The sequence below is a fragment of the Hymenobacter properus genome (assembly GCF_015694735.1).
Taxonomy (GTDB): Bacteria; Bacteroidota; Bacteroidia; order Cytophagales; family Hymenobacteraceae; genus Hymenobacter; species Hymenobacter properus.
Map to the genome: position 1 here is coordinate 103,514 of NZ_JADQDP010000006.1, position 21,906 is coordinate 125,419.

General features: G+C 59.6%; 18 protein-coding genes. 15 read left to right on the forward strand and 3 right to left on the reverse strand.

Going from position 1 to position 21,906, the window contains the following annotated elements; translation table 11 throughout:
- The first annotated feature begins 28 nt into the window (after positions 1–28).
- From I2I01_RS21035 to I2I01_RS21075, 9 genes are all read left to right on the forward strand, one after another.
- A complete protein-coding gene (locus tag I2I01_RS21035) occupies positions 29–1,972 on the forward strand; it encodes a WG repeat-containing protein (RefSeq protein ID WP_196288494.1) in 1,944 nt (647 codons plus the stop codon).
- A 234-nt stretch (positions 1,973–2,206) separates the two neighbouring features.
- Positions 2,207–3,679 carry a CoA-acylating methylmalonate-semialdehyde dehydrogenase gene (locus I2I01_RS21040; protein WP_211538081.1) on the forward strand — a complete coding sequence of 491 codons (1,473 nt, stop codon included), beginning with the start codon at positions 2,207–2,209 and terminating at the stop codon, positions 3,677–3,679.
- 146 nt (positions 3,680–3,825) lie between these two features.
- A complete protein-coding gene (locus I2I01_RS21045) occupies positions 3,826–5,178 on the forward strand; it encodes an aminotransferase class III-fold pyridoxal phosphate-dependent enzyme (protein WP_196288495.1) in 1,353 nt (450 codons plus the stop codon).
- 95 nt (positions 5,179–5,273) lie between these two features.
- Positions 5,274–6,647 carry a dihydropyrimidinase gene (gene hydA / locus I2I01_RS21050; RefSeq protein ID WP_196288496.1) on the forward strand — a complete coding sequence of 458 codons (1,374 nt, stop codon included), beginning with the start codon at positions 5,274–5,276 and terminating at the stop codon, positions 6,645–6,647.
- A gap of 233 nt (positions 6,648–6,880) precedes the next feature.
- Positions 6,881–7,747: a nitrilase-related carbon-nitrogen hydrolase gene (locus I2I01_RS21055; protein ID WP_196288497.1), complete on the forward strand. Its 867-nt coding sequence runs from the start codon at positions 6,881–6,883 to the stop codon at positions 7,745–7,747.
- Between the two features lie 118 nt (positions 7,748–7,865).
- Positions 7,866–9,191, forward strand: coding sequence for an FAD-dependent oxidoreductase (locus I2I01_RS21060; protein ID WP_196288498.1), 1,326 nt, complete (start codon positions 7,866–7,868; stop codon positions 9,189–9,191).
- Between the two features lie 137 nt (positions 9,192–9,328).
- The gene (gene preA, locus I2I01_RS21065) at positions 9,329–10,717 is read left to right on the forward strand and encodes an NAD-dependent dihydropyrimidine dehydrogenase subunit PreA (RefSeq protein ID WP_196288499.1); all 1,389 of its coding nucleotides are present in this window, start codon (positions 9,329–9,331) and stop codon (positions 10,715–10,717) included.
- A gap of 132 nt (positions 10,718–10,849) precedes the next feature.
- On the forward strand, positions 10,850–11,794 hold the full coding sequence (locus tag I2I01_RS21070) for a T9SS type A sorting domain-containing protein (RefSeq protein ID WP_196288500.1): 945 nt from the start codon (positions 10,850–10,852) through the stop codon (positions 11,792–11,794).
- Between the two features lie 96 nt (positions 11,795–11,890).
- Entirely contained in the window at positions 11,891–12,193 is a 303-nt protein-coding gene (locus tag I2I01_RS21075) for a hypothetical protein (RefSeq protein WP_196288501.1), read from the forward strand.
- A gap of 82 nt (positions 12,194–12,275) precedes the next feature.
- Here I2I01_RS21075 and purU read toward each other — a convergent pair whose 3' ends face one another.
- Complete coding sequence (purU, locus tag I2I01_RS21080; protein ID WP_196288502.1) at positions 12,276–13,109, reverse strand: formyltetrahydrofolate deformylase; 834 nt, start codon at positions 13,107–13,109, stop codon at positions 12,276–12,278.
- Between the two features lie 140 nt (positions 13,110–13,249).
- On the opposite strand from purU, the gene I2I01_RS21085 reads away from it, so the two are divergent.
- Complete coding sequence (locus I2I01_RS21085; RefSeq protein ID WP_196288503.1) at positions 13,250–14,143, forward strand: DUF6268 family outer membrane beta-barrel protein; 894 nt, start codon at positions 13,250–13,252, stop codon at positions 14,141–14,143.
- A 4-nt stretch (positions 14,144–14,147) separates the two neighbouring features.
- On the opposite strand, the gene I2I01_RS21090 is transcribed toward I2I01_RS21085, so the two are convergent.
- A complete protein-coding gene (locus I2I01_RS21090) occupies positions 14,148–15,305 on the reverse strand; it encodes an XdhC family protein (RefSeq protein ID WP_196288504.1) in 1,158 nt (385 codons plus the stop codon).
- A gap of 75 nt (positions 15,306–15,380) precedes the next feature.
- Here I2I01_RS21090 and I2I01_RS21095 point away from each other — a divergent pair, with 75 nt between their 5' ends.
- The 5 genes from I2I01_RS21095 to I2I01_RS21115 all read left to right on the forward strand — a co-directional run bounded on the left by I2I01_RS21095 (position 15,381) and on the right by I2I01_RS21115 (position 20,261).
- Positions 15,381–16,298, forward strand: coding sequence for an AraC family transcriptional regulator (locus I2I01_RS21095; protein WP_196288505.1), 918 nt, complete (start codon positions 15,381–15,383; stop codon positions 16,296–16,298).
- Between the two features lie 208 nt (positions 16,299–16,506).
- Complete coding sequence (locus I2I01_RS21100; protein WP_196288506.1) at positions 16,507–17,388, forward strand: NAD(P)H-binding protein; 882 nt, start codon at positions 16,507–16,509, stop codon at positions 17,386–17,388.
- A 258-nt stretch (positions 17,389–17,646) separates the two neighbouring features.
- Positions 17,647–18,564 carry a helix-turn-helix domain-containing protein gene (locus tag I2I01_RS21105; protein WP_196288507.1) on the forward strand — a complete coding sequence of 306 codons (918 nt, stop codon included), beginning with the start codon at positions 17,647–17,649 and terminating at the stop codon, positions 18,562–18,564.
- A 229-nt stretch (positions 18,565–18,793) separates the two neighbouring features.
- A complete protein-coding gene (locus I2I01_RS21110; protein WP_196288508.1) occupies positions 18,794–19,675 on the forward strand; it encodes an SDR family oxidoreductase in 882 nt (293 codons plus the stop codon).
- 139 nt (positions 19,676–19,814) lie between these two features.
- Positions 19,815–20,261, forward strand: a complete 447-nt coding sequence (locus I2I01_RS21115) for a hypothetical protein (protein WP_196288509.1) — start codon at positions 19,815–19,817, stop codon at positions 20,259–20,261.
- Between the two features lie 99 nt (positions 20,262–20,360).
- Here the strand turns inward: I2I01_RS21115 and I2I01_RS21120 are convergent, their stop codons facing one another.
- The gene (locus I2I01_RS21120; RefSeq protein ID WP_196288510.1) at positions 20,361–21,812 is read right to left on the reverse strand and encodes a TolC family protein; all 1,452 of its coding nucleotides are present in this window, start codon (positions 21,810–21,812) and stop codon (positions 20,361–20,363) included.
- Positions 21,813–21,906 lie beyond the last annotated feature (94 nt).

Genomic DNA, 21,906 nt, shown 5'->3' on the forward strand with positions numbered 1-21,906 from the left:
TTGCTTTCCCCGCGTTTGTTTTCATGCCATGGTTCACCATTTTCTAGCTTCCCCTTTTGATGACGCGGCCCGCGCCAACCAGTTTGCGGCCGTGCGCGCCGCCCTGCAAGCCGATTCCAGCCTTGATACCCTGCTGCTGGGCAACCTGGTGCTGGAAGATGGCGCCGAGCCCATCGATGCGCTGGTGGTGCGGCCCCACAGCCTCACGCTGCTCGTGCTGGTGCCCGCCGGGGGCCGGCTGAGCGTTCCGGCGCTAGGTTACGGGCTTTGGCAGCTGGCCGGCAACGCGCTGTCGGTGGCCGAAGCGTTTGATAATCCTTATGAACAGTTTGTGCAGCAAAAAAAGGCTGTGGCCGAGTGGCTGCAGCCCCGTTTCGGCCCCGCGCAAGCTAATCTGGCAGCCATTTCGGGTATTGTGCTGTTTGCTGCGCCGCTAGACTTTGCCCCCGATGTGGCCCCCGCGCTCAACGATGCTCCCACCGGGTTTGCGCTGTTGAGCAGCCCGGCCGAGCTGCCGCGCGTCCTCCAGACCCTGGCCTCTGCTGATATCAACCTCGGCTCGGGCGACATTGCGGAATGGGCTGCCGAATGGGCCGCATTTGCCGCCAAGCCCGCTGCCCCCACCGCTCCAAGCGGCCCGCCGAAACCGTCGGCTGCAGTGCCGGCTGGCGGTGTGCTCGCCCAAAAAGCCCGCGCGTTCTGGAACTGGTTGGGTGCCGCCGACGTGCCCGACGACCCACCCTACGGCACTGACCCCGCCGCTGCCCGCCGCGAAGAAAAGCAGCGCCTCGAACGCCTGCGCCAGCAAATGCAGGCAGACGTAGCCGCCCAGCTCCAGGCCCTGGAAGCCCGCGAAGCCGAGCGCGAACGCAGCATTGCCCAACTTAAAGCCCAACTGGCCCAAGCCCCGCCCGTGGCGGCCGATGCTACCGCCCTGGTCTCACGCATCGGCGCCGAAACCCGCGAGAAAGCCGCCCTCGAAGCGCAAATGGAAGCCTCCCGAGCCGAGTCGGCCGCCCGCAACCGCGAGCTGGATGCCAAAATCCAGCAGCTCAGCCAGCTCATCGAGCGGCTCAACGCCCAGCCCCAACCGGCTGCGGCGCCGGCCGACCACTCAGCCACTAGCCCTGCAGAGCCAACCACCAGTACCGCCGCACCCAACGGCACCCGCCGGGCCCCAAGTGCCGCTTTTGCGTCCGCCGCTGCTTCGGCCAGGCATTTGGCCGGCGGGGTAGGGGCAAAGCTGGGAAACCAGGCCGGGCCGCGGTTTCGGCAGCTGCGGGTGTGGAGCCGGCGGCTGCCCCGGTTGGGCTTGGTGGCGGGAGTGGTGGCCCTCTTAGGGTTGGGGGGCTGGGGCTTGGGGCACCTGGGTGGCAGTGCGCCGGTGCCTTTTCAGGAGAAGGGCCGTTGGGGCTTTGCCGATGCCAAAGGCCAGTTGGTGATACCAGCCCAGTTTTCAGCGGCCAAGCCGTTTCAAAATGGTCGGGCCGTGGTGGCTAAAGCTGGCGCCTACGGCTTCGTGAATGAAGATGGGGAGGAGGCTGTGGCTCCCGCATATGACGCCCTGAACCCTTACGCCGATGGCTACGCCCGGGCCCGAGTGGGCGATGCCTACACCTTCATTAACGAACAAGGAGAGGAATTTGACTCCTATTATTTCAACGCTCTCGACTTTGCCGAAGGCCACGCCGCCGTGCTCGACCACCGCGGCTGGCACTACATCAGCGGCCCTGAGGAGCCGGCAAACCCCGTGATTTTCAAGGAAGCTTACTCTTTCGTCGACGGCCTGGCCCGGGTGCGGCTAGCCGACGGGTTCACCTACATCACCTCCGACTACCTCGACGACCCCAGCGAGGGCACCGCGCCCTTTGGCCGCTACCAGCACGCCGATGACTTTGCCAACGGCCAGGCTCGCGTGACCCAAAATGGCCACACTTTTTTGATTAATAAGCGCGGCGAGGAAATAAAATAACTGCCTTCCGGCCGGTCGGGCAGCCCGGGTGTGCTGTGTTATGTTTTACCGCCGAAAAGCGGGAAATTAGGCTTTTTAGCTGGTTATGCATAACTAGCTTATTACTTTGCGCAAGCTGGCTTCGGACGAAGTGTTAAGTACGAAGAGGTGAAATATTTTCTCCGGAAACGTTTGTGCCCTTGTGTGGTCTCCAACAAAACCCTTAGCTTGCACCCCGCTTAACATTAAGGTAATATGGAAGTCCAGACTTTGAAGTATCCTGCCATCCGCAACTTCGTGGCCGGCAAACCCCTTGAAAACGCCTCTACGTCGGCAATGGACGTATTCAGCCCCCTCACGGGTGAGTTGATTTCCACCGTGCCGCTGAGCGGTGCCGAGGCGCTGGACGCCGCCGTGCGGGCCGCTAAAGCTGCCTTCCCTTCGTGGTCGGCCACGCCCATCAAAGAGCGGGTGCAGATTTTCTACCGGTACAAGACTCTGCTGGAGCGCGACATGAAAGCCCTGGCCGAGCTGGTACGCGAGGAAAACGGCAAAACCATGGACGAGGCCCGCGCCGAAGTTGAAAAAGCCATCGAACTGACTGAGTTTGCCTGCTCCATGCCCCAGCTTATTCAGGGCGAGTTTCTGGAAGTGAGCAAGGGCGTGGAAGCCCGCGCCGAGCGCAAGCCGCTGGGCGTGGTGGCCAGCATTGCCCCGTTCAACTTCCCCAACATGGTGCCTCACTGGACCATTCCGAATGCCATTGTGCTGGGCAACACCATGATTCTGAAGCCTTCGGAGCAAGTGCCGCTGAGCGCCGTGAAAATCGCCGAGTTGCTGAAAGAAGCTGGCCTGCCCGACGGCGTGCTCAACGTGGTGAACGGCGATAAGGAAATCGTGGAAGCCATCTGCGACCATCCTGAAATTCAGGCCGTGAGCTTCGTGGGCTCCACCAAAATTGCCAAAGTGGTGTACATCCGCGCCACCAGCAACCTCAAGCGCTGCGTGGCCCTCGGCGGCGCCAAAAACCACCTCATGGTGCTGCCCGACGCCCACCCCGACATGACGGCCTCCAACGTGGCCGCCAGCATGAGCGGCTGCGCGGGCCAGCGCTGCATGGCCGGCTCCACCATGGTGGGCGTAGGCGCAGTGGATGGCATCGTGGCCAAAATCGTGGAAGAAGCCAAGAAGATTGTGGCCGGCCAAAACCTCGGCTCCGTCATCAGCAAGGAAGCCAAGGAGCGCATCGAGAAGCACATCAGCGAAGCCGAAGCGGCTGGCGCCAAAGTGCTGCTCGACGGCCGCAATGCCGTGGTGCCGGGCCACGAAGACGGCTACTATGTGGGCGCCACCGTCATCGACCACGTGACACCCGATATGCGCATTGCCCAGGAAGAAGTGTTCGGTCCGGTGCTCGCCATCATGCGCACCAACACGCTAGATGAGGCCTTGGCCATCGAAAACGCCAACCCTTACGGCAACGCCGCCGCCGTGTTCACCAGCAGCGGCAGCAGCGCCCGCTACGTGATGGACCACGCCAACGCCGGCATGATTGGCGTCAACATCGGCGTGCCCGTGCCCCGCGAGCCCTTCTCCTTCGGCGGCTGGAACGAGTCGAAGTTCGGCGCCTGCGACATCACGGGTAAGAGTTCGATTGAATTCTGGACGCAACTCAAGAAGACCACGACCAAGTGGAACCCCGAGTCGCGGGTGAACTGGATGTCGTAGTGCCCGAACTGTCATCCTGAGCTTGCGAAGGACCTAAGGACAGTCGAACAGTTTGCAGTAAATAATTAATTAGCAAGCGAGGTGGTCGTGATAAGGTCCTTCGCTATGCTCAGGATGACAGACGGAATTAACGTCACTCCCAATTCATGGAAACCACCTTCGCCACCGACAAAGACCAAATCCTGCACGACAACCTCGACCACACCCTCTTCTCGTGGTCGAAGCAAACGGGCCTGAACCCCATCAACGCCGAGCGCGCCGAGGGCGTGTACGTGTACGACCGAGACGGCAAGCGCTACATCGACTTTTCGGCCCAGCTCATGAACGTGAACATCGGCCACGGCGACCAGCGCGTGACCGAAGCCGTAGCCGCCCAGATGCGCGAGCTCAGCTACGTGTACCCCGGCATGATTACCAAGGCCCGCGGCGACCTTGGTAAGAAGCTCAACGACATCACGGCTCCCAACCTCACCAAGGCATTTTTCACGCTGGGCGGGGCCGAGGCCATTGAAAACGCCATCAAGCTGGCGCGCGTGTACACCGGTCGCCACAAGATTGTGTCGCTGTATCAGTCGTTTCACGGGGCCAGCTACGGCGCGATGAGTGTAGGCGGTGACCCCCGCAAATTCGCCGTGGATAGCCAGGCCATGCCCGGCACGGTACACGTCGAAAATCCCTATTTCTACCGCTGCCCCTGGCACTCCGAAACGCCCGAGCAGTGCGCCCAGCGCGCCGCCGACGCCATGGAGCGCATTATCGGCTACGAGAACCCCGGCAGCGTGGCCGCCATTATCATGGAAGGGGAGTCGGGCACGTCGGGCTGCATCAAGTACCCGCCCGGCTACTGGACGCGGGTGCGCGAAATCTGCGACAAGCACGGCATCCTGCTCATTGCCGATGAAGTGATGTCGGGTTTCGGCCGTACCGGCAAGTGGTTCGGCTCCGACCATCACGGCGTCAAAATCGACATTATGTGCATGGCCAAGGGCATCACCGCCGGCTACCTGCCCCTGGGCGCCGTGATGGTGGACGAGAAAATTGCCAAGTCCTTCGACGACAAGCCGCTGCCGCTCGGCCTCACGTACTCGGCTCACCCGGTGAGCTGCGCCGCCGCCGTGGCCGTGCTCGACATCTACGAGAGCGACAACCTGCTCGAAAACACCGTGGAAATGGGCAAGTACATGGACGAGCAAGTGGCCCAGCTCATGCGCCACCACCCCAGCATCGGCGACTGGCGCAATACCGGCCTCTTCGGCTGCCTGGAGCTGGTGAAGAACCGCGAAACCAAAGAGCCCATGGCCCCCTGGAACGCCACGCCCGCCCAAATGGACATCATGAACCAGGTAGCCGCCAAAATCCGCGAGCTGGGCATGTACACCTTCGTGCGCTGGAACTACATCTTCATCTGCCCCCCGCTGAGCATTAACAAGGAGGAAATTGATGAAGGTTTGGCCATTATCAGTGAGGCAATTAGCATTGCGGATAAGTACGTATACTAAGCAGTAGCGCGGACTTTTAGTCCGCGACACACCATAAATTGAACCGGTATTAATTGCGTGGGGACGCGGACTAAAAGTCCGCGCTACTTTTCCTTATGGCTTTACTCTTGAAAAACGGCCGCGTCATTACCGCCGACTCGGACGCCGTCTGCGATATTCTGATTGAAGGCGAAACCATCGTATCCATTGGCCGCAACTTGTCGGCCGAAGGGGCGGAGGTGATTGATTGCACCGGCAAGCTCGTCATGCCTGGCGGCATCGACCCGCACGTGCACCTCGAAATGCCCTTTATGGGTACCTTCAGCTCCGATACGTACGAAACCGGCACCCGCGCCGCGCTGCACGGCGGCACTACCACCGTCATCGATTTCATCCTGCAAAAGCAGGGCAATTCGCTGCGTTCGGCCTTCGAGGAGTGGAGCGGGCGCGCCAGCGGCAACGCCGTGGGCGACTACAGCTTCCACATGGCTGTGACGGATTTTAACCCCAGCACCAAGGAGGAAATCAAGGACATGGTGGCCGAAGGCATCACATCCTTCAAAACCTTCATGGCCTACAAGGGCGCGCTCATGATTGATGACGCGCAGATGGTGGGCCTGATGCAGGAGGTGAAAAAGCACGGCGGCCTCGTGACGGCCCACGCCACCAACGGCGACATGATTGACACGCTCATCGCCCAGCACCGGGCGGCGGGCAAGCTCACGCCGCTCTACCACTACCTCTCGCAGCCCGAAGTGACCGAAGCCGAAGCCTCGGGCCGCTTCGCCGACATCGCCAACTACACCGGCGTAAACGCCTACATCGTGCACCTTACCTGCGAGGGCGCCCTCAACCAGGTGCGCCGCGCCACCGAGCGCAACCAGCGCGTACTGGTTGAAACCTGCATTCAGTACCTGGTGCTGGACGCGTCATTGTACGAGGACGAGGCCAACGGCGCGAAGTGGGTGATGTCGCCCCCGCTGCGCGAGAAAAAGGACCAGGCCACGCTCTGGGCCGGCATCAACCAGGGCCTCGTGAACGTGGTGGGCACCGACCACTGCCCCTTCATGTGGGAGCAGAAGCTGATGGGCAAGGACGACTTCTCCAAGATTCCGAACGGCCATCCCGCCATCGAGCACCGCATGGAATTGCTGTTTTCGGAAGGGGTGAGCACCGGCAAAATCACGCCACAGAAATTCGTGGAAGTGACCTCGACTAACCCCGCCAAAATCTTTGGCATGTTCCCCCGCAAAGGCACCATCAGCATCGGCGCCGACGCGGATTTGGTGATATTTGACCCACAGAAAAAGCACACCATTTCGGCCAGCACCCACCACATGAACTGCGACTACTCGGCCTACGAAGGCTGGGAACTGACCGGCAAAATCGACACGGTTTTGCTGCGCGGTAAAGTAGCTGTCGAAGCAGGAGAAACGAGGGTTTCGAAAGGCTACGGACAGTTCATCAAGCGCGGCAAAACGAATATTTAGCCCCGTCTGTTTTCATTCTGTCATTGCGAGGGCGCAGCCCGTGGCAATCCGTCCTCTCACAAGCGACTAACCTAATAATGTGATAGGCTGAATTAATTGAGCTTGTCATGCTGAAATAAACTCATCACAAAACGAAATTCATCGCTGAGTACAGGACGAATTGTTTCGTCGCCGCTTCATGCGCGGAATGCTCGCAATGACAAAAAGAAACGCTCACCCCACCAAAAATTAAAATGCCCAGAATTATCAAATCCGGCCTCATCCAGATGAGCTTGCCGATGACCGAAGGTGAAGGCTCCATCGAGGAAATCAAAGAAGCCATGGTGCAAAAGCACATTCCGCTCATTGAAGAAGCCGGCCGCCAAGGCGTGCAAATTCTCTGTTTGCAGGAAATCTTCAACACCCCGTATTTCTGCCCCGGCCAAGACAAAGCCTGGTACGCCTCGGCCGAGCCGGTGCCTGGCCCCACCACCGAGCGCATGGCCGAGTACGCCAAGAAATACAACATGGTGATGATTGTGCCCGTGTACGAGCGCGAGTCGGCCGGCTTCCTCTACAACACAGCCGCCGTGATTGACGCCGACGGAACCTACCTCGGCAAGTACCGTAAAAACCACATCCCCCACACCACTGGCTTCTGGGAGAAGTTCTTCTTCAAGCCCGGCAACATGGGCTACCCCGTGTTCCAGACTAAGTACGCCAAGGTGGGCGTCTACATTTGCTACGACCGCCACTTCCCCGACGGCGCCCGCATCCTGGGTTTGAACGGCGCTGAAATTGTATACAACCCCTCGGCCACCGTGGCCGGCCTCTCGCAGTACCTCTGGAAGCTGGAGCAGCCCGCGCACGCGGCAGCCAACGGCTACTTCATGGGCTGCATCAACCGCGTGGGCGAAGAGAAGCCCTGGAACCTGGGCCGCTTCTACGGCACCAGCTACTTCGTGGACCCGCGTGGCCAAATCATCGCCGAAGCCGACGAATACAAGGATGAATTACTGGTGGCCGAATTCGACCTCGACATGATTGACGAGGTGCGTAACACTTGGCAGTTCTTCCGCGACCGCCGTCCCGAAACCTACGAGAAACTGGTGGAGCTCTAGAAGTTTTGAGTGCTGAATGTTGAGTGTTGAATTGAGCGCCCGATAGAATCCGGTTTCAATTCAGCACTCAATATTCTTCACTCAACATTCAAAACTCAAAACTCAACATTGCCAAAATATGGCCGAATTTTCTACACCCACCACCGAGCAACAATTCGCGGAGAACTTCGCGCAATTGAAGCCGGTGATGAACCGCACCGAGGCGCTGTACGAGAGCTCCCGCTGCCTCTTCTGCTTCGATGCGCCGTGTATAAAAGCGTGCCCGTCGGGGATTGATATTCCGCAGTTTATTCGCCAGATAAATTCGGGCAACGACACCGGCGCGGCGCGCACTATTTACGAGGCTAATTATTTCGGCAATGCCTGCGGCAAAGTGTGCCCCACGGAGGTGCTATGCGAAGGCGCCTGTGTGTACAACTTGCAGGACGTGAAGCCGATTGAAATAGGGCGTCTTCAAAGTTATGCCACCACCAAAGCCATCAAGAGCGGGAAAAAGCTATTCGGGCCTGGTGAGGATAACGGGAAGAACATAGCCGTAATTGGCGCCGGACCAGCCGGTATTTCGGCGGCTTGCGAGCTGCGGGCGCTGGGGTATGCGGTAGATGTTTTTGAAGCCAAAGCCCAGCCATCGGGCCTGACGGTGTACGGCGTTGCACCGTACAAAATCACCAACGAAGAAACGCTGGCTGAAATGGCCTATTTGCAAGCGCAATTCGGCTACAATGTGCATTTTAATTCCGCTATTTCTTCGCGTGCGGAATTAGAAAAATTGGAAAATAAATACGACGCTATTTTCCTCGGAATTGGCCTTGGCAAAACCAATGAACTGGGATTGCCGGGTGAGGATAAAATTAATTGCACCGGTGCGGTAGAATTCATTGCTGAACTGCGCGAACATCAGCATAAAGTTGCGGTGGGCCGTAAGGTGATTGTGCTTGGCGGCGGCAACACGGCCATGGATGCGGCTTCGGAATCGTCGCGGCTCGGGGCTGAGCATGTGATTCTTGCTTATCGCCGTGCCAAGGAGGAAATGGGCGCTTACGAGTTCGAATACGACCTGGCCAAAGGGGTAGGAGTGAAGGGCTTGTTCAACGTGGCGCCGATTGAAATCACCGGTAACGGCTACGTGGCGGGCGTGAAATTCATTCGCACCGAAGTAAAAGACGGCCGCGTGCAGGAAATTGCCGGTTCTGAGTTTGTGGAACCTTGCGACATGGTAATTAAAGCCACGGGACAAGCCAAGCAGATGGAATTTCTGAGTTTGATTCCAGGTCTGAAGCTGGATAGCAAGGGCCGCATCATTGCTGATGCTCACACCGGACAAACATCGAACCCGAAATATTTCGCTTCCGGCGATGCTTGGAACGGCGGGGCGGAAGTGGTGAATGCCGCGGCCGAGGCCAAGCTCACAGCGCGCGGCATTCACGCTTATCTAACCAAGTAATTCACGTTCGCGAACAGAAAGCACGTCATGCTGAGCGTAGTCGAAGCATCTCGCGTGTGGTAGTAAATAATTCATTTAACGATGCGAGCGAGATGCTTCGGCTGCGCTCAGCATGACGTTCTGAGATATAAAATCCCATGCCCGACCTCTCAATAAATTTCGCCGGCATCAAAGCGCCGAACCCGTTCTGGCTGGCTTCGGCGCCGCCCACCAATTCCGGCTACCAGGTAATGAAAGCCTTCGACGCCGGCTGGGGCGGCGCGGTGTGGAAGACCCTGGGCGTGCCCGTCGTGAACGTGTCGAGCCGCTACGGTGGCGTTAACTACCGCGACAAACGACTGGTGGGATTCAACAACATCGAGCTGATTTCGGACCGGCCGCTTTCGCACAACCTGCGCGAGATTGAGGAAGTGAAGAAGCGCTTCCCCAACCACGCCGTCATTGCCTCGCTCATGGTGCAGAGCCGGCAGGAGTGGCACGACATCGTGCGCGCCTCGCAGGACGCCGGCGCCGACGGCTTCGAGCTGAACTTTGGCTGCCCGCACGGCATGTGCGAGCGGGGCATGGGCTCGGCGGTAGGGCAGGAGCCCAAGGTGCTGCAAATGATAGTGGAATGGGTGATGGAAGTGGCCCAGAAGCCGGTCATTGTGAAGCTCACGCCCAACATCTCCGACATTACTGAACCGGCCTTGGCCGCCCGGCGCGGCGGTGCCGATGCCATCTCGCTCATCAACACCATTCAAAGCATTGTTGGTGTCGACCTTGATAAGTACGCCCCGTATCCAATTGTAGACGGCAAGGGCACCAACGGCGGCTATTGCGGCCCGGCCGTGAAACCCATTGCCCTGAACATGGTGAAAAACTGCGCCCAGCATCCCGATATCCAATTGCCCATTTCGGGCATTGGGGGCATCGAAAACTGGCGCGACGCGGTGGAGCACATCCTGCTGGGAGCCAGCTCGGTGCAAGTGTGCACGGCGGCCATGCACTTCGGCTTCGGCATCATCCGGGAGATGACGGCGGGCCTGGAACAGTACATGGTGGAGAAAGGCTTCAACACCATTTACGACTTCGTGGGCAAGGCCCTGCCCAACGTGCTGCACTGGGAAGACCTGAACATGAAGTACAAGGTGACGGCCAACATCAACGAGGACAAGTGCATCGGCTGCCAGCTCTGCTACACGGCCTGCGAAGACGGCGCCCACCAGGCCATCAAGCTCAACGCCGGCACTCGCGTGCCCGAAATCATTGAGGAAAATTGCGTGGGCTGCAACCTGTGCTCGCTGGTGTGCCCCGTGGAGCAGTGCATCACGATGGAACAAACCGACTCCGGCACCCAGCACCTTACCTGGAAGGAGCGCACCGAAGCCGGTGACATTCCCACCAAGTTTGAGGACGAAAAGGCCGGGGGGCGCCACCACTGGGTACCCGAGCCCAGCGCCGCGCTGGGCAAGGAGCGTTACAAAACGCTGCCCGGCAAAGCCCGCGTTATCAACGGCGAGACGGAGGTGCCCGCCGAGGCGTAGGCTACCTGTAGTTACACTGCCAGATTATTGGTAATGAAGCCCCTTTGGTTCTCGCCAATGGGGCTTCTGCATTTTGTTGCGAGGTATGTAAGTTTTAATAACTTGCTGGCAACAAGGCACCAATCGAGCCCCATGAAACACCTGCTACTCTCGCTGCTTCTGGCGCTTCCACTGGCGCTTCGGGCCCAATCAGCCAACCCCGCAATGTGGTGCCCGGCCGGCGCCACGTGGACGTATGGCTACGCCCTGTTTGCCGAGCGGGGCACTATCACCGTCCGCTACGCCCGCGACACGGTGGTGGCCGGGCAGCCGGCGCAAGTGCTCACCCGGCAATTAAATTCGGTGTATTATCCTGGCCCAACGCCCGGCGCCAATTTGTATTGGCCTGTGGTTATCACCCGAGTAGTCGGCCGTCGGGTCGAAGTATGGGCCTATGGCCAATTCTATACCCTTTACGATTTTGGAGCGCTGCCTGGCAGCACTTGGCCGACAGTTTTGGCGAGCCCTGCCAACGCTTGCCCGCAGGCAAGAAGCATGGCGCAAGTAGTCGTCGACAGTGTGGGCACCCAGCAGCTTGCTGGCCACACGTTGCGGTGGTTTCGTGCGCATTTGCTACCCACTGGCGCTAGCACGCAGGGTTATTGGCACGGGCGGGTGTATGAACAAGTAGGCGGGACCGAATACATGCAGCCGTTGGCACTTGACTGTCCAGTCGTGGATGCAGGCGTCATTGGCCCGGTTTTCAGCTTCCGCGCAACGGGTTGTCCCACCACCAGTTTCGTTCCTGGTTCGGGTACCCTGGTGCTAGGCAGCGCGCAGGCCCGCGCTGAAGCTGCCGGCTTTGCCGTTTACCCGAATCCATCGGCCGGCGCGGGCGTGCTGCGGGTGGCGCTGCCCGCGGGTTTCGGCCCGGCCGCGCAGCTGCGTTTACTGGACCTGACGGGCCGCCTGGTGCTTTGCCAGCCGGCTCGGAGCGAACCGTTGCTGGACGTGCGCGGCCTGGCGGCGGGCATTTACTCCCTGCAGCTCAGCACGCAGGGTGCCGCCAGCCTGGTTTGTCGTGTGGTGCTCGAATAAGGCCAGGGATGCAACTGAATGTGGTCTGCAATTTGTTGATTGACATATAAGTTACCTCACCTATAAATCGACGCGCTTCGGCCGCCTGTCCATATCATGAAAACGAAATCATTGATTTTTGCCCTCGGCATCTGCGTGATGCTGCTTAGCGGCTGCGTGGCCTCGGTTGGCACAGGCTATGATATGGGGTACGGCTATTACCCGCCGGCCCAGCCTTACTACGGTGGTTATTATGCCCGCCCATACTACGCCCCGCGCCCTATCATCGTGCGCCCTTACCGTCAGCCCTACCGCCCCAATTATAACGGCTACCGCGGCGACGGCCGCGGCAACTGGAACGGCAACCGCGGCGGCAACAGCAGTGGCTACCACGGCGGTGGCCACGGTCGCAGCCACTAATCCGGGGTATGCCATTATCACAGCCACAAACAGAAGCGGCCCGCAGTGCGCTGCGGGCCGCTTCTGTTTGTGGCAAACGCATTCAGTCGAAAATCACCGTTTTGTTGCCGTGCACGAATACCTGCTCGTCAAACACCATTTTGAGCGAGCGGGCCAGCACAATCTTCTCCACGTCGCGGCCGGCCTGGGCCATTTCGTGGGCACTCTGGGTGTGGTCGATGGGGATGACGTTTTGGGCGATGATGGGGCCCTGGTCGAGTTGTTCGTTCACGAAATGGGCAGTGGCGCCAATGATTTTCACTCCCCGGGCATAGGCTTGGGCGTAAGGGCTGGCCCCCACGAAAGCCGGCAGAAACGAATGGTGAATGTTGATGAGGCGGTTGGGATAGTGCGCCACAAAATCGGAGGTCAGGATGCGCATGTATTTGGCCAGCACCACGAAGTCGGGTTGATACTGGGCCAGCACCGCCAGTACTTCGGCCTCGTGCGCTTCGCGCGTGCGGTTGGCGTGGGGCAGGTAGTGGAAGGGCAGGTTGAATTTGCGGGTGAGGTCGCCAAGCACCTCGTAGTTGCTCACGACGGCCAGCACCCGGGCATTTAGCTCGCCAAACTCGTGGCGCACCAGCAGCTCGCTCAGGCAGTGATGCTCCTTGGTGGCCATGAGCACAATTTTTTTGGGCTGGTTGGTGGTGAGGCGGATGCTGGCCGCCACCGGCAAAGCAGCGCGCAATTCTTCCAGCAGCGTGGCGGCATCAAATGCACCGGTGATTTCGGTGCGCATGAAAAAGTAGTTGCCGTCGCGGTCCACGAATTCGCCGTTGCGAACAATGTTGAGGCCGTGTTTGAACAGCACGCCTGTGATTTTATAAATCAGGCCCGGCTCGGCGGGGCAATGGATGAGGAGCAGATGCGCCATACAAAGGAAAAGTTGTCGTCAGTAAAAGGGCGAAATGCCGGGTTCTAAAAGCAGCGTGCTGTTGATTGCATCATTACGCCTTTATTTGTTGAGTAATTCAGCTTCAATAATTAGTGCCCCTACCTCTACCCGCCCGACTAATGCCGGCCCTGTTGCTTAAGGCAGGTTTGCTGGTACCCAACATTGGTTACGCACAAGGTTACGTCGAGGGCATTGGGCTAAGCTACGAAGTGCTGCCGCTGCAGCAGAAAAGTGGGAGCGAAGCTACCTTCCGAGCCGATGTTTTTCGGGCAAATATTATTGCGCCGGTGGCCGTGGCAGCCGATACCTCGCACGCTTTCTTAGCAGGCCTGAACCTGGAGGCCCTGCATTTTAGCGGCAGCCGGCCGGGTTTTGCGGTGCAGAATGTATATGGCATTACGCCGGTGCTGGGCTACCGGCAGCGCCTGTCGGCCCGCACCGAGCTCACTGCCCTCGCTCTGCCCAGCCTCAACTCCGACCTGCGCGAAGTGCGCGGCGCCGACGTGACCTGGGGCGGCGTGCTGCGCGCCGCCTACCGTGCCAATCCCCGCCGGGCGTACCGGCTCACGGTGGGCTACCGGCAGCAGTTCTACGGCCCGCAGTACGTGCTGCTGCTGGGGCTCGACTGGCGGCTGGGCGAGCGGTGGCGGGCCTTCGGAGACTTGCCCACCACGTTCAACATCAGCTACGCCGCCACGGCCAAGGTGAATGTTGGCTTTAATTTAAATGGCATCAATACGGCGTATCGGTTGCTGAACAACGACCAGTATTTCCAGTACCAGCAAGCTCACTACGGCCTTTTTGCCGAAACCTACCTGAGCAGCCATTGGGCTGTGCGTGCCACGGCTGCCTACGCCGGCATCCGGCGGCTGGACGTGTTTGCGAAGGACGACCAGTGGCCGGCCACTATCGATTACATCGGCTTGGGCACCGCGCCCACGCCTCTCAACCCACGCCTAGAGAAGGGCCTCGCGTTTCGGCTGGCGCTGAGCTACCGGGTGCCCGCACCGTAGGCCGTTACATCTGGCCGACTGGCTGCGAATCCGTGGGCTGGGCGGCTCTTTTGGGCGAGTCGGCGTGAATGGAGGCCGTGGTATCGCGGAGGTGCTGCGGGCGACGGCCACTTTTCACCGCCTGAATTTCGGCCACCACCGCCAGGGCAATTTCCTCCGGCGTTTCGCCGCCCAGCGTCAGGCCAATGGGGCTGTACAGGCGGCTGGCAGCATCTTCCAGGCCCGGCAATTCCAAATCGGCCAGCAGCCTCCCGGCCTTGGCGCGGGGGCCAAGCAGGCCGATGTAGGGCGCAGCCGTGGGCAGTAGCGTGTGCAGCGCGGCCAAGTCGTAGGCATAGTTGTGGCTGAGCAGCACGTGGTAGGCACCGGCGTCGGGGTGCTGGGTTTCCAGCTCGCGCACGGGCACAATGCGCACTTCGGCCGCTTCCGGAAAGCGTGCGGCGGTGGCCAGGTTGGGCCGTCCGTCTACTACCGTGATGTGCCAGCCGAGCGAAGCGGCCAGGTGCACCAGCGGCTGGGCGTCGTTGCCGGCGCCGTACACCACCAGGCGCAGCGGCGGGCGCAGCGCTTCCAGCAGTGCCCGCACGGGCCCGGCAGCGGTTTCCACGTCCAGAATCTGCGACTGGCCTTGCGCCAGCGCTGCCCGTGCTGCTTCGGCCAGCGGGGCAGCCAGGAGGGGAGTGCCGCGCAGTGCGCCCGCTTCGGTGAGCAGCACACGTTGGCCCACGGTGGCCTTCAGCCCCGAGGTATCGGTCTCAAACACGGTGGCCAGCACAGCCGGCTCGGGGTGCTGGGCGAAGCCGCGCAGCAGCTCCACGGGGTTGTCGGGGGCGGCAAAATCAAGTGGTTCGAGCAGGATGCGGACCACGCCCTGGCAGCCAGGACCCAGGCCGTGGCGCGGGTCGTCCTCGTCGCGGGTATCGTAAGTGACCAAGGCCGGTTGGCCCCGAAAAATAGCCTGCCGAGCCCGCTGGCGGGCATCGCCTTCGAGGCAGCCCCCGCTGATGGCGCCGGTCAGCTCGCCGTCTTCGGTCACGAGCATGCGGGCGCCGGGGCGGCGGTAGGCCGAGCCCAGCACCTCCACCACCGTGGCCAGGGCGCAGGGGCGGGCCGCGGCGCGGTGGCGGTCGTAGGCGAGGAGCAGGCGTTGGAGTTCGGTCATGAGGCGGTAGTTTGCGCAGGCAGTACGCCCGGCGGCGGGGCGGGGTTCTGTAAACCACCGGCAGGCAAGCGTGTTTTGCATCAGGCCGAAAGGTGCCCGCCCGTTGGGGCTAAATGGAATGCTATGACCGCCTCAATTCCCCTTTTTCAACTCAGCACGCTCACTGCAACGGAAGAGCAGCCGGCGGACTTTTTCTTTTTGGGACCCCATGCTCCGGTGTCCCAACTGCCGATTAGCCTGCCCTACCGGAGCAACTATTACAAAATTGGCTTATGCCTGCGCGGCCAGGCTCAGTTAAAAGTTGACTTGGAAACTTACGACATCGGGCCCAACTCACTGATGCTGCTGTCGCCCTACGTCATCAAGCAGTGGCCGTATATGTCGGCCGATTTTGAGGGGCTGAGCATCTTTTTCACCCAAGCGTTTATTTCGGCCAAGAGTGGGCTGAAGCTGGATGCTTTCTCTTTCTTCGAGCGGGACGCGCTGCATGTTTTCCAATTAACCGCCGGGCAGGCAAACGAGATGGCTGCCCTCTTGCACAGCATTGAGCAGAAATACCTGGCGCCGCATATTTATCGGGAGGAAATTCTGCGCAGTCTCATCCAGATTCTGCTACACGAAACCGCACCCATTTACAGTGCGCAACACGTGGCGGCAAAGGCTGTGCAAACGCGCGGTCAATTAATTGCTTCTGAATTTAAACAATTGGTCAGCAGTCACTACGCCTCGGAACGCAGCCTGGGCTTCTATGCCGACAAGCTCTGCATCACGCCTAAGCATTTGGCCGAAACCGTGAGGGAGGCCACCGGCAAGCGCGCCGTGGAGTGGCTAACCGAGGCCGTATTGCTCGAAGCCCACGTGCTGCTGCAAAACCCGGCTCTAAGCATTGCTCAGATTGCGGATACGCTGCACTTTGCCGACCAGTCCACGTTTGGACGGTTTTTCCGCAAAAGTGCTGGCGTTTCGCCGGCAGCATTTCGGCAGGGGTTATAGAAGAGCGCCGAGAATACACAAGAACGGTCAAGCAGCGCGCAGCGAAGCATCTTTGCTGCGTAAGTAATTATTTACTTCTCCGGTAAAGACGCTTCGCTGCGCGCTGCTTGACCGTTCTATTTATCCGTGTCGTCTTTTCCGCCTTTCGGCACAATGCTCCCGTAGTTTGGCTCTTTCTCTGGGTTCTACGCGGCCGGAGCTTTGTGGTATGAAAATCACACTTACCGGTTCCCTCGGGAACATCAGCAAGCCCTTGGCCACCGCGCTGGTGCAGCAGGGCCACGTCGTCACCGTCATCAGCAGCAAGGCCGACCGGCAGGCGGAAATTGAAGCGTTGGGCGCCACCGCGGCCATCGGCACGGTGGATGACGCGGCGTTTCTGGCGAAGGCCTTTGCCGGGGCCGATGCCGTGTATTTGATGGTGCCGCCCCATTTTGCGGTGGCCGATTCGCGGAAATACCATCAGGAAGTCGGCCGCGCCTATGCCCAGGCCATCCGGGAGTCGGGCGTGCGGCGCGTGGTGCAGCTCAGCAGCTGGGGCGCGCACCTGAGCGAAGGCACCGGCGGCATTTTAGGTTCGCATGACGTGGAGGTCATTCTGCGCGAGGTGCCCGGTGTGGCGCTCATGCACCTGCGGCCTACGTCCTTCTACACCAATTTCAACGCGTCGGTAGGGATGATAAAGGGCGCGGGAATAATTGGTGCCAATTACGCAGGCGATATCAAAGTGTCCTTCGTGCACCCGCGCGACATTGCCGCTGCGGCGGCTGAGGAACTGGTTAAACCCGCTACTGGAGCCAGCCAGGCCGTGCGCTACGTCGCCAGCGACGAACGCACGGCCAACGAAGTGGCGCAGGCCCTGGGGGCCGCCATTGGCATGCCCGACTTGACATGGGTGGCCTTTTCCGACGAGCAAATGCGAGAAAACATGACGAGCCATGGCGTGCCGGCGGATAGAGCCAACGAGGTGGTGGACATTTACAAGAGCATCAACAATGGCAAGCTGGGCGAGGACTACTGGCAGCACCGCCCCACGCTGGGCCAAGTAAAGCTGGAAGATTTTGCCCGGGAGTTCGCGGCAGCTTTTTAGAGGACTGTAGGATGAAAATGTGAACGTCATGCTGAGCGCAGTCGAAGCATCTCTACCACGCCGTCTGTCATGCTGACGAAGGAAGCATCTTAGTACCGCTGAAAGCTAGTCGTTCTGACTTGATAAGGTCCTTCGTCTCTACTCGAGCCGCAGAATGCTCAGGAGGACAGATGGCGCGAGCGAGATGCTTCGGCTGCGCTCAGCATGACGTGCTTTGTTATGCAGGAAGGCTACATTTGATTTATTCAACTGCTCGCCATGCCCTCCCGCCCGCTTTCCGACCTTTACACCAAGCTCGTTCCTGAAGCAGCCGAAACGCTGCTCTTGGAGCGCCCGCGCGAAATCGGCGATTTCAACGTTTTCAACGTGGCCGACCTGATGCTGGCCAACCGCGAGCGGCCACCCATGACGTTCGACCGCCGGGCCTTCTACAAAATCAGCCTCATTAAAGGCCGCAGCCGCATCGAGTACGCCGACCAGGTGGTGGAGGTGGAGGATAAGGCCCTATGGTTTGCCTCGTCGCGCGTGCCTTACCGCTGGCTGCCGCACGACCAGGCACAGACCGGCCACTTCTGCATTTTCACTGATGCGTTTTTGCTGCCCGTCAAAGGCCGAACGATGGTGGAGGAATTGCCGGCTTTTCAGCCGGGCGCATCGCCGGTGTTTCAGGTCAGCGACGAAGAATACACCGCCATGGAAGCCGTTTTCCAGAAGATGACGCGGGAAATTGCTTCCGACTACGCTTATAAGTATGAGCTGCTACGGGCTTACCTGCTGGAGTTGATTCACTACGTGCAGAAGTTTCAACCGGCCGCATCGTCAGCCCCAATTCACTCCGCGGCGGCCCGCCTGGCCACCCAGTTTGCCGACTTGCTGGAGCGTCAATTTCCCTTAGAATCTCCGCAGCAGCGCCTGCGGCTGCGCACCGCTGCCGACTATGCCCAGCAACTGGCTGTGCACGTCAACCACCTCAACCGCGTGCTAAAAGAAACCACCGGCCACACCACCACCGCGCTGATTGGCAGCCGTATGGCGCAAGAAGCCAAAATCCTGCTCAAGCAAACGAACTGGAATATTTCCGAAATCGCCGACAGCTTGGGCTTTGCAGATACGGCGCACTTCTGCAACTTCTTCAAGCGCCAAACCCAATTGACGCCAAGCGACTTTCGGGGGTAGCCCGAACGTCATGCCGAGCGCAGCCGAGGCATCTCGCGTGCAGTAATAAACCTGTCGATTGGATTGCATTGCGCACGCGAGATATCTCAGCTGCGCTCGGCATGACGGTCCTTCATCTAATCTATGAATTGTTTGATTTTTTCAGCAAACGGTTTATTCCGCGCAAAGCCGGCAGCCCTAACGCACCGGTCCTTTGTGGTGTAATCAATCACCTTTAAAGGACCATCACATGCGTGTTTTCGTAACCGGCGCGTCGGGTTTTGTCGGCTCCGCCATTGTTCAGGAATTATTAGGCGCGGGCCACCAAGTGCTCGGCCTCGCTCGCTCCGAAGAGTCGGCCCAGAAGCTTGCTGCCGCTGGCGCGGACGTGCATCGCGGCTCGCTCGACGACCTCGACTGCCTGCGCCGCGGCGCAGCCAAAGCGGACGGCATCATTCACACCGCCTACAACCACGATTTTTCGCAATACGCTGCTGCGGGCCAGACCGACCGCCAAGCTATTGAGGCCCTCGGCGAGGGGTTGGCGGGCACCGACCGCCCGCTCATCGTCACCTCTGGGCTGGCGGGTTTCAACCTGGGCCGCCCCGCCACCGAGCAAGACAACCCCGCCGCCTCGCCGCGCCAGTCGGAAGCCGCAGCCATGCAGCTGGCCGCGCAGGGCGTGCGCGCCTTGGTGGTGCGCCTAGCAGCGTCCGTGCACGACCGCGGCGACCACGGCTTCGTGCCGGTACTCATCGAAACGGCCCGCCAAAAAGGAGAAGCTGCCTACATCGGTGACGGCCTCAACCGCTGGCCCGCTGTGCACCGCCTCGACGCCGCCCGCCTCTACCGCCTGGTGCTGGAACAGGGCATTGCCGGTACCAATTACCACGGCGTGGCCGACGAAGGCATTGCCATGCGTGACCTCGCCGCCATCATCGGTCAGCACCTGAATGTACCCATCGTATCGAAAACGCCCGAAGAAGCCGCCGACCATTTCGGCTGGATGGCCCGCTTCGCCGCGCTGGACCTGACGGCTTCTAGCGCCCTCACCCAGCAGTGGCTGGGCTGGCACCCCACTCATCCGGGGCTGTTAGCCGATTTAGAAGACGGAGACTATTTTAAGAAGTAAGATTGAATTGAAATCAACGGCCCGTCAGGAATTCGTGGCGGGCCGTTGTCTTTATGGGTTGTAAAATTTCTTTCTTGGTATTAGCTACTCGATACTGGCGAAACCACCGAATTAGAAAGATATTTACGAACTCATTTTCATGTCAATATCTTTAAACATTATGTACAAAGGCAAGCCTACTGCAGGAATTGAGTTTTATGATTTGCTTGTACAATCTGATGAATTTACAGCAGAGTTAGGTAAAGTTGCGTTGGCATCGGGGAAATTGGAGGCAGAATTGATTCTCTATCTTATGCGTTCAAATATCAATGGCGACTTTAATAAAGTGACTCTTGGTGGCCTAATTAATGCTGCTGAAAAGAATGGTTTAATAGATAATAATCTGACCATTGCTCTCAGGCAGGTTTCCAAGCAGAGAAATTATATCACTCACAATATTTATGCGTTGTTCATCGACCTTCTTGACGAAACGATACTTGAAAAAGCGAATCTACTCGATTCCGATGTTCATACTTACTTAGAGAGGGCTTTGCAGCTGAAGGAGAATTTAAATAGTTTAGCCGACATAATCAGGCAGAAAAAATGAGTAATTACATATGTTAAAAGTTTGAAAAGGAAACGCCCCGCAACCAACTGGTTACGGGGCGTTTCCTTTTACGGCTCCAGCCGCTTAAGCTTCTCTCGGTTATTGCCAGCCGCCGCCCAGGGCGCGGTACACGTTCACCGTGGCGTTGAGCTGCTGCATGCGGGTTTCGATGAGGTCGAACTTCGATTCCAAGGCGTCGCGCTGGGTGAAGAGGACTTCCGTGTATTCGGCGCGGGCGTAGCGGAAGAGGCTGTTGGAAATGTCCACCGACTGGTTGAGGGCGGCTACTTCTTTGGCTTTCGCGTCGTAGCTCTTGGCCAGGTTGCCGATGTTGGCCACTTGGTTTGATACCTCCACGTAGGCATTCAGCACCGTCTTTTCGTACTGGTAGGCGGCTTGGGTTTGCGCGGCGTTCGCGGTATAGTAGGCCGCCTTGATGCCGTTGCGGTTAAACAGCGGGCCAGCAAAGTCGGCCCCCAGTGCGTAAAGCATCGACTGCGGCGTGCTCACCAGAAGGCCGGGCGTGAAGGCGGCCAGGCCCACGCCGCCCGAGAGGCCGAGCGAGGGATAGAAGTTGGCGCGGGCCACCTGCACGTCGATTTTGGCAGCGGCCAGCTGCTGCTCGGCCTGCCGGATGTCGGGGCGGTTGGCCAGCAGCTGCGCGGGCGAGCCGGACTGAATGGTGGCCGGCAGCAGGTCGTTGAACGACTGCGTGTTGCGCGCCACCGGCTGCGGGTAGCGGCCAGCCAGGTAGTTCAGCTTGTTCTCGGTTTCGATGATGCTTTGCTGCAGCTTGAACTGCAGGGCGCGGGTGTGCTCCACCTGGGCCTCGAAGCGTTTCACGGCCAGCTCGTTGGCGCGGGCCGACTCCTTCTGCTGCCGCACCAGCTCCAAAGCGTTGCTCTGGATGCCGATGTTCTGCTTCACGATGGCCAGCTGATTGTCCAGCGCCAGCAGCTCGTAGTAGGAGTTGGCAATTTCGGCCACCAGGTTGGTCACCATGAAGTTCTTACCTTCCACGGTAGCCAGGTAGCGGATGGCCGCAGCCTTCTTGGCGTTGCGCAGCTTGTGCCAGATGTCGACCTCCCAGTTGGCAAACGCGCCAACCTGGAAGTTGGTGAGCGGGTCGGGCGTGCGGCGGTCTTCCTGAATCTGAACCTGCTCCTCGGTGGCGCCTTGCAGGGTATAGCGGCCCACTTTCTCCACGTCGGCGCGGGCGCCGAGGCTCACGAAGGGCAGGTACTCGCCCTGGCGGGCGCGGATTTCATTCTTGGCAATCTCAATCTCCTGGAGCGTGATGTTCAACTCCTGGTTGTTTTGCAGGGCGGTTTGAATAAGCTCCTGCAGGTTGGGGTCGGTGAAAAACTGCTTCCACTGCACGCGGCCGGTGTTGGCGCTGTCGAGCGAAGCGGCTGATGTGGTGCCGGTAGCGTAGCTGGCCGGCACTGTGCGGTTTTCGTTTTTAACGACTAACTCGGGCGTTTTGCAGGCCCCTACGGCGAGGGCCAAACTAGCTGCGCCGAGGCATTGATAAATTCGTTTCTTAAGCATAAGGCTCTATTTCTTCTGGGTTGCTGGCGCGCGCCTCTGACGCGTGCCGACTGGGTTCGAGCCTCCGGCTCGGGGATGTTGGCGAGACGTACGC

Coding starts and splice junctions, on each gene's coding strand:
- hydA (WP_196288496.1), top strand. CDS start 5,274: ATGGCTTTACTCTTGAAAAACGGCCGCGTCATTACCGCCGACTCGGAC.
- purU (WP_196288502.1), bottom strand. CDS start 13,109: ATGGCGCATCTGCTCCTCATCCATTGCCCCGCCGAGCCGGGCCTGATT.
- I2I01_RS21120 (WP_196288510.1), bottom strand. CDS start 21,812: ATGCTTAAGAAACGAATTTATCAATGCCTCGGCGCAGCTAGTTTGGCC.
- I2I01_RS21075 (WP_196288501.1), top strand. CDS start 11,891: ATGAAAACGAAATCATTGATTTTTGCCCTCGGCATCTGCGTGATGCTG.
- I2I01_RS21040 (WP_211538081.1), top strand. CDS start 2,207: ATGGAAGTCCAGACTTTGAAGTATCCTGCCATCCGCAACTTCGTGGCC.
- I2I01_RS21115 (WP_196288509.1), top strand. CDS start 19,815: ATGTCAATATCTTTAAACATTATGTACAAAGGCAAGCCTACTGCAGGA.
- I2I01_RS21090 (WP_196288504.1), bottom strand. CDS start 15,305: ATGACCGAACTCCAACGCCTGCTCCTCGCCTACGACCGCCACCGCGCC.
- preA (WP_196288499.1), top strand. CDS start 9,329: ATGCCCGACCTCTCAATAAATTTCGCCGGCATCAAAGCGCCGAACCCG.
- I2I01_RS21110 (WP_196288508.1), top strand. CDS start 18,794: ATGCGTGTTTTCGTAACCGGCGCGTCGGGTTTTGTCGGCTCCGCCATT.
- I2I01_RS21060 (WP_196288498.1), top strand. CDS start 7,866: ATGGCCGAATTTTCTACACCCACCACCGAGCAACAATTCGCGGAGAAC.
- I2I01_RS21105 (WP_196288507.1), top strand. CDS start 17,647: ATGCCCTCCCGCCCGCTTTCCGACCTTTACACCAAGCTCGTTCCTGAA.
- I2I01_RS21055 (WP_196288497.1), top strand. CDS start 6,881: ATGCCCAGAATTATCAAATCCGGCCTCATCCAGATGAGCTTGCCGATG.
- I2I01_RS21070 (WP_196288500.1), top strand. CDS start 10,850: ATGAAACACCTGCTACTCTCGCTGCTTCTGGCGCTTCCACTGGCGCTT.
- I2I01_RS21100 (WP_196288506.1), top strand. CDS start 16,507: ATGAAAATCACACTTACCGGTTCCCTCGGGAACATCAGCAAGCCCTTG.
- I2I01_RS21035 (WP_196288494.1), top strand. CDS start 29: ATGGTTCACCATTTTCTAGCTTCCCCTTTTGATGACGCGGCCCGCGCC.
- I2I01_RS21045 (WP_196288495.1), top strand. CDS start 3,826: ATGGAAACCACCTTCGCCACCGACAAAGACCAAATCCTGCACGACAAC.
- I2I01_RS21085 (WP_196288503.1), top strand. CDS start 13,250: ATGCCGGCCCTGTTGCTTAAGGCAGGTTTGCTGGTACCCAACATTGGT.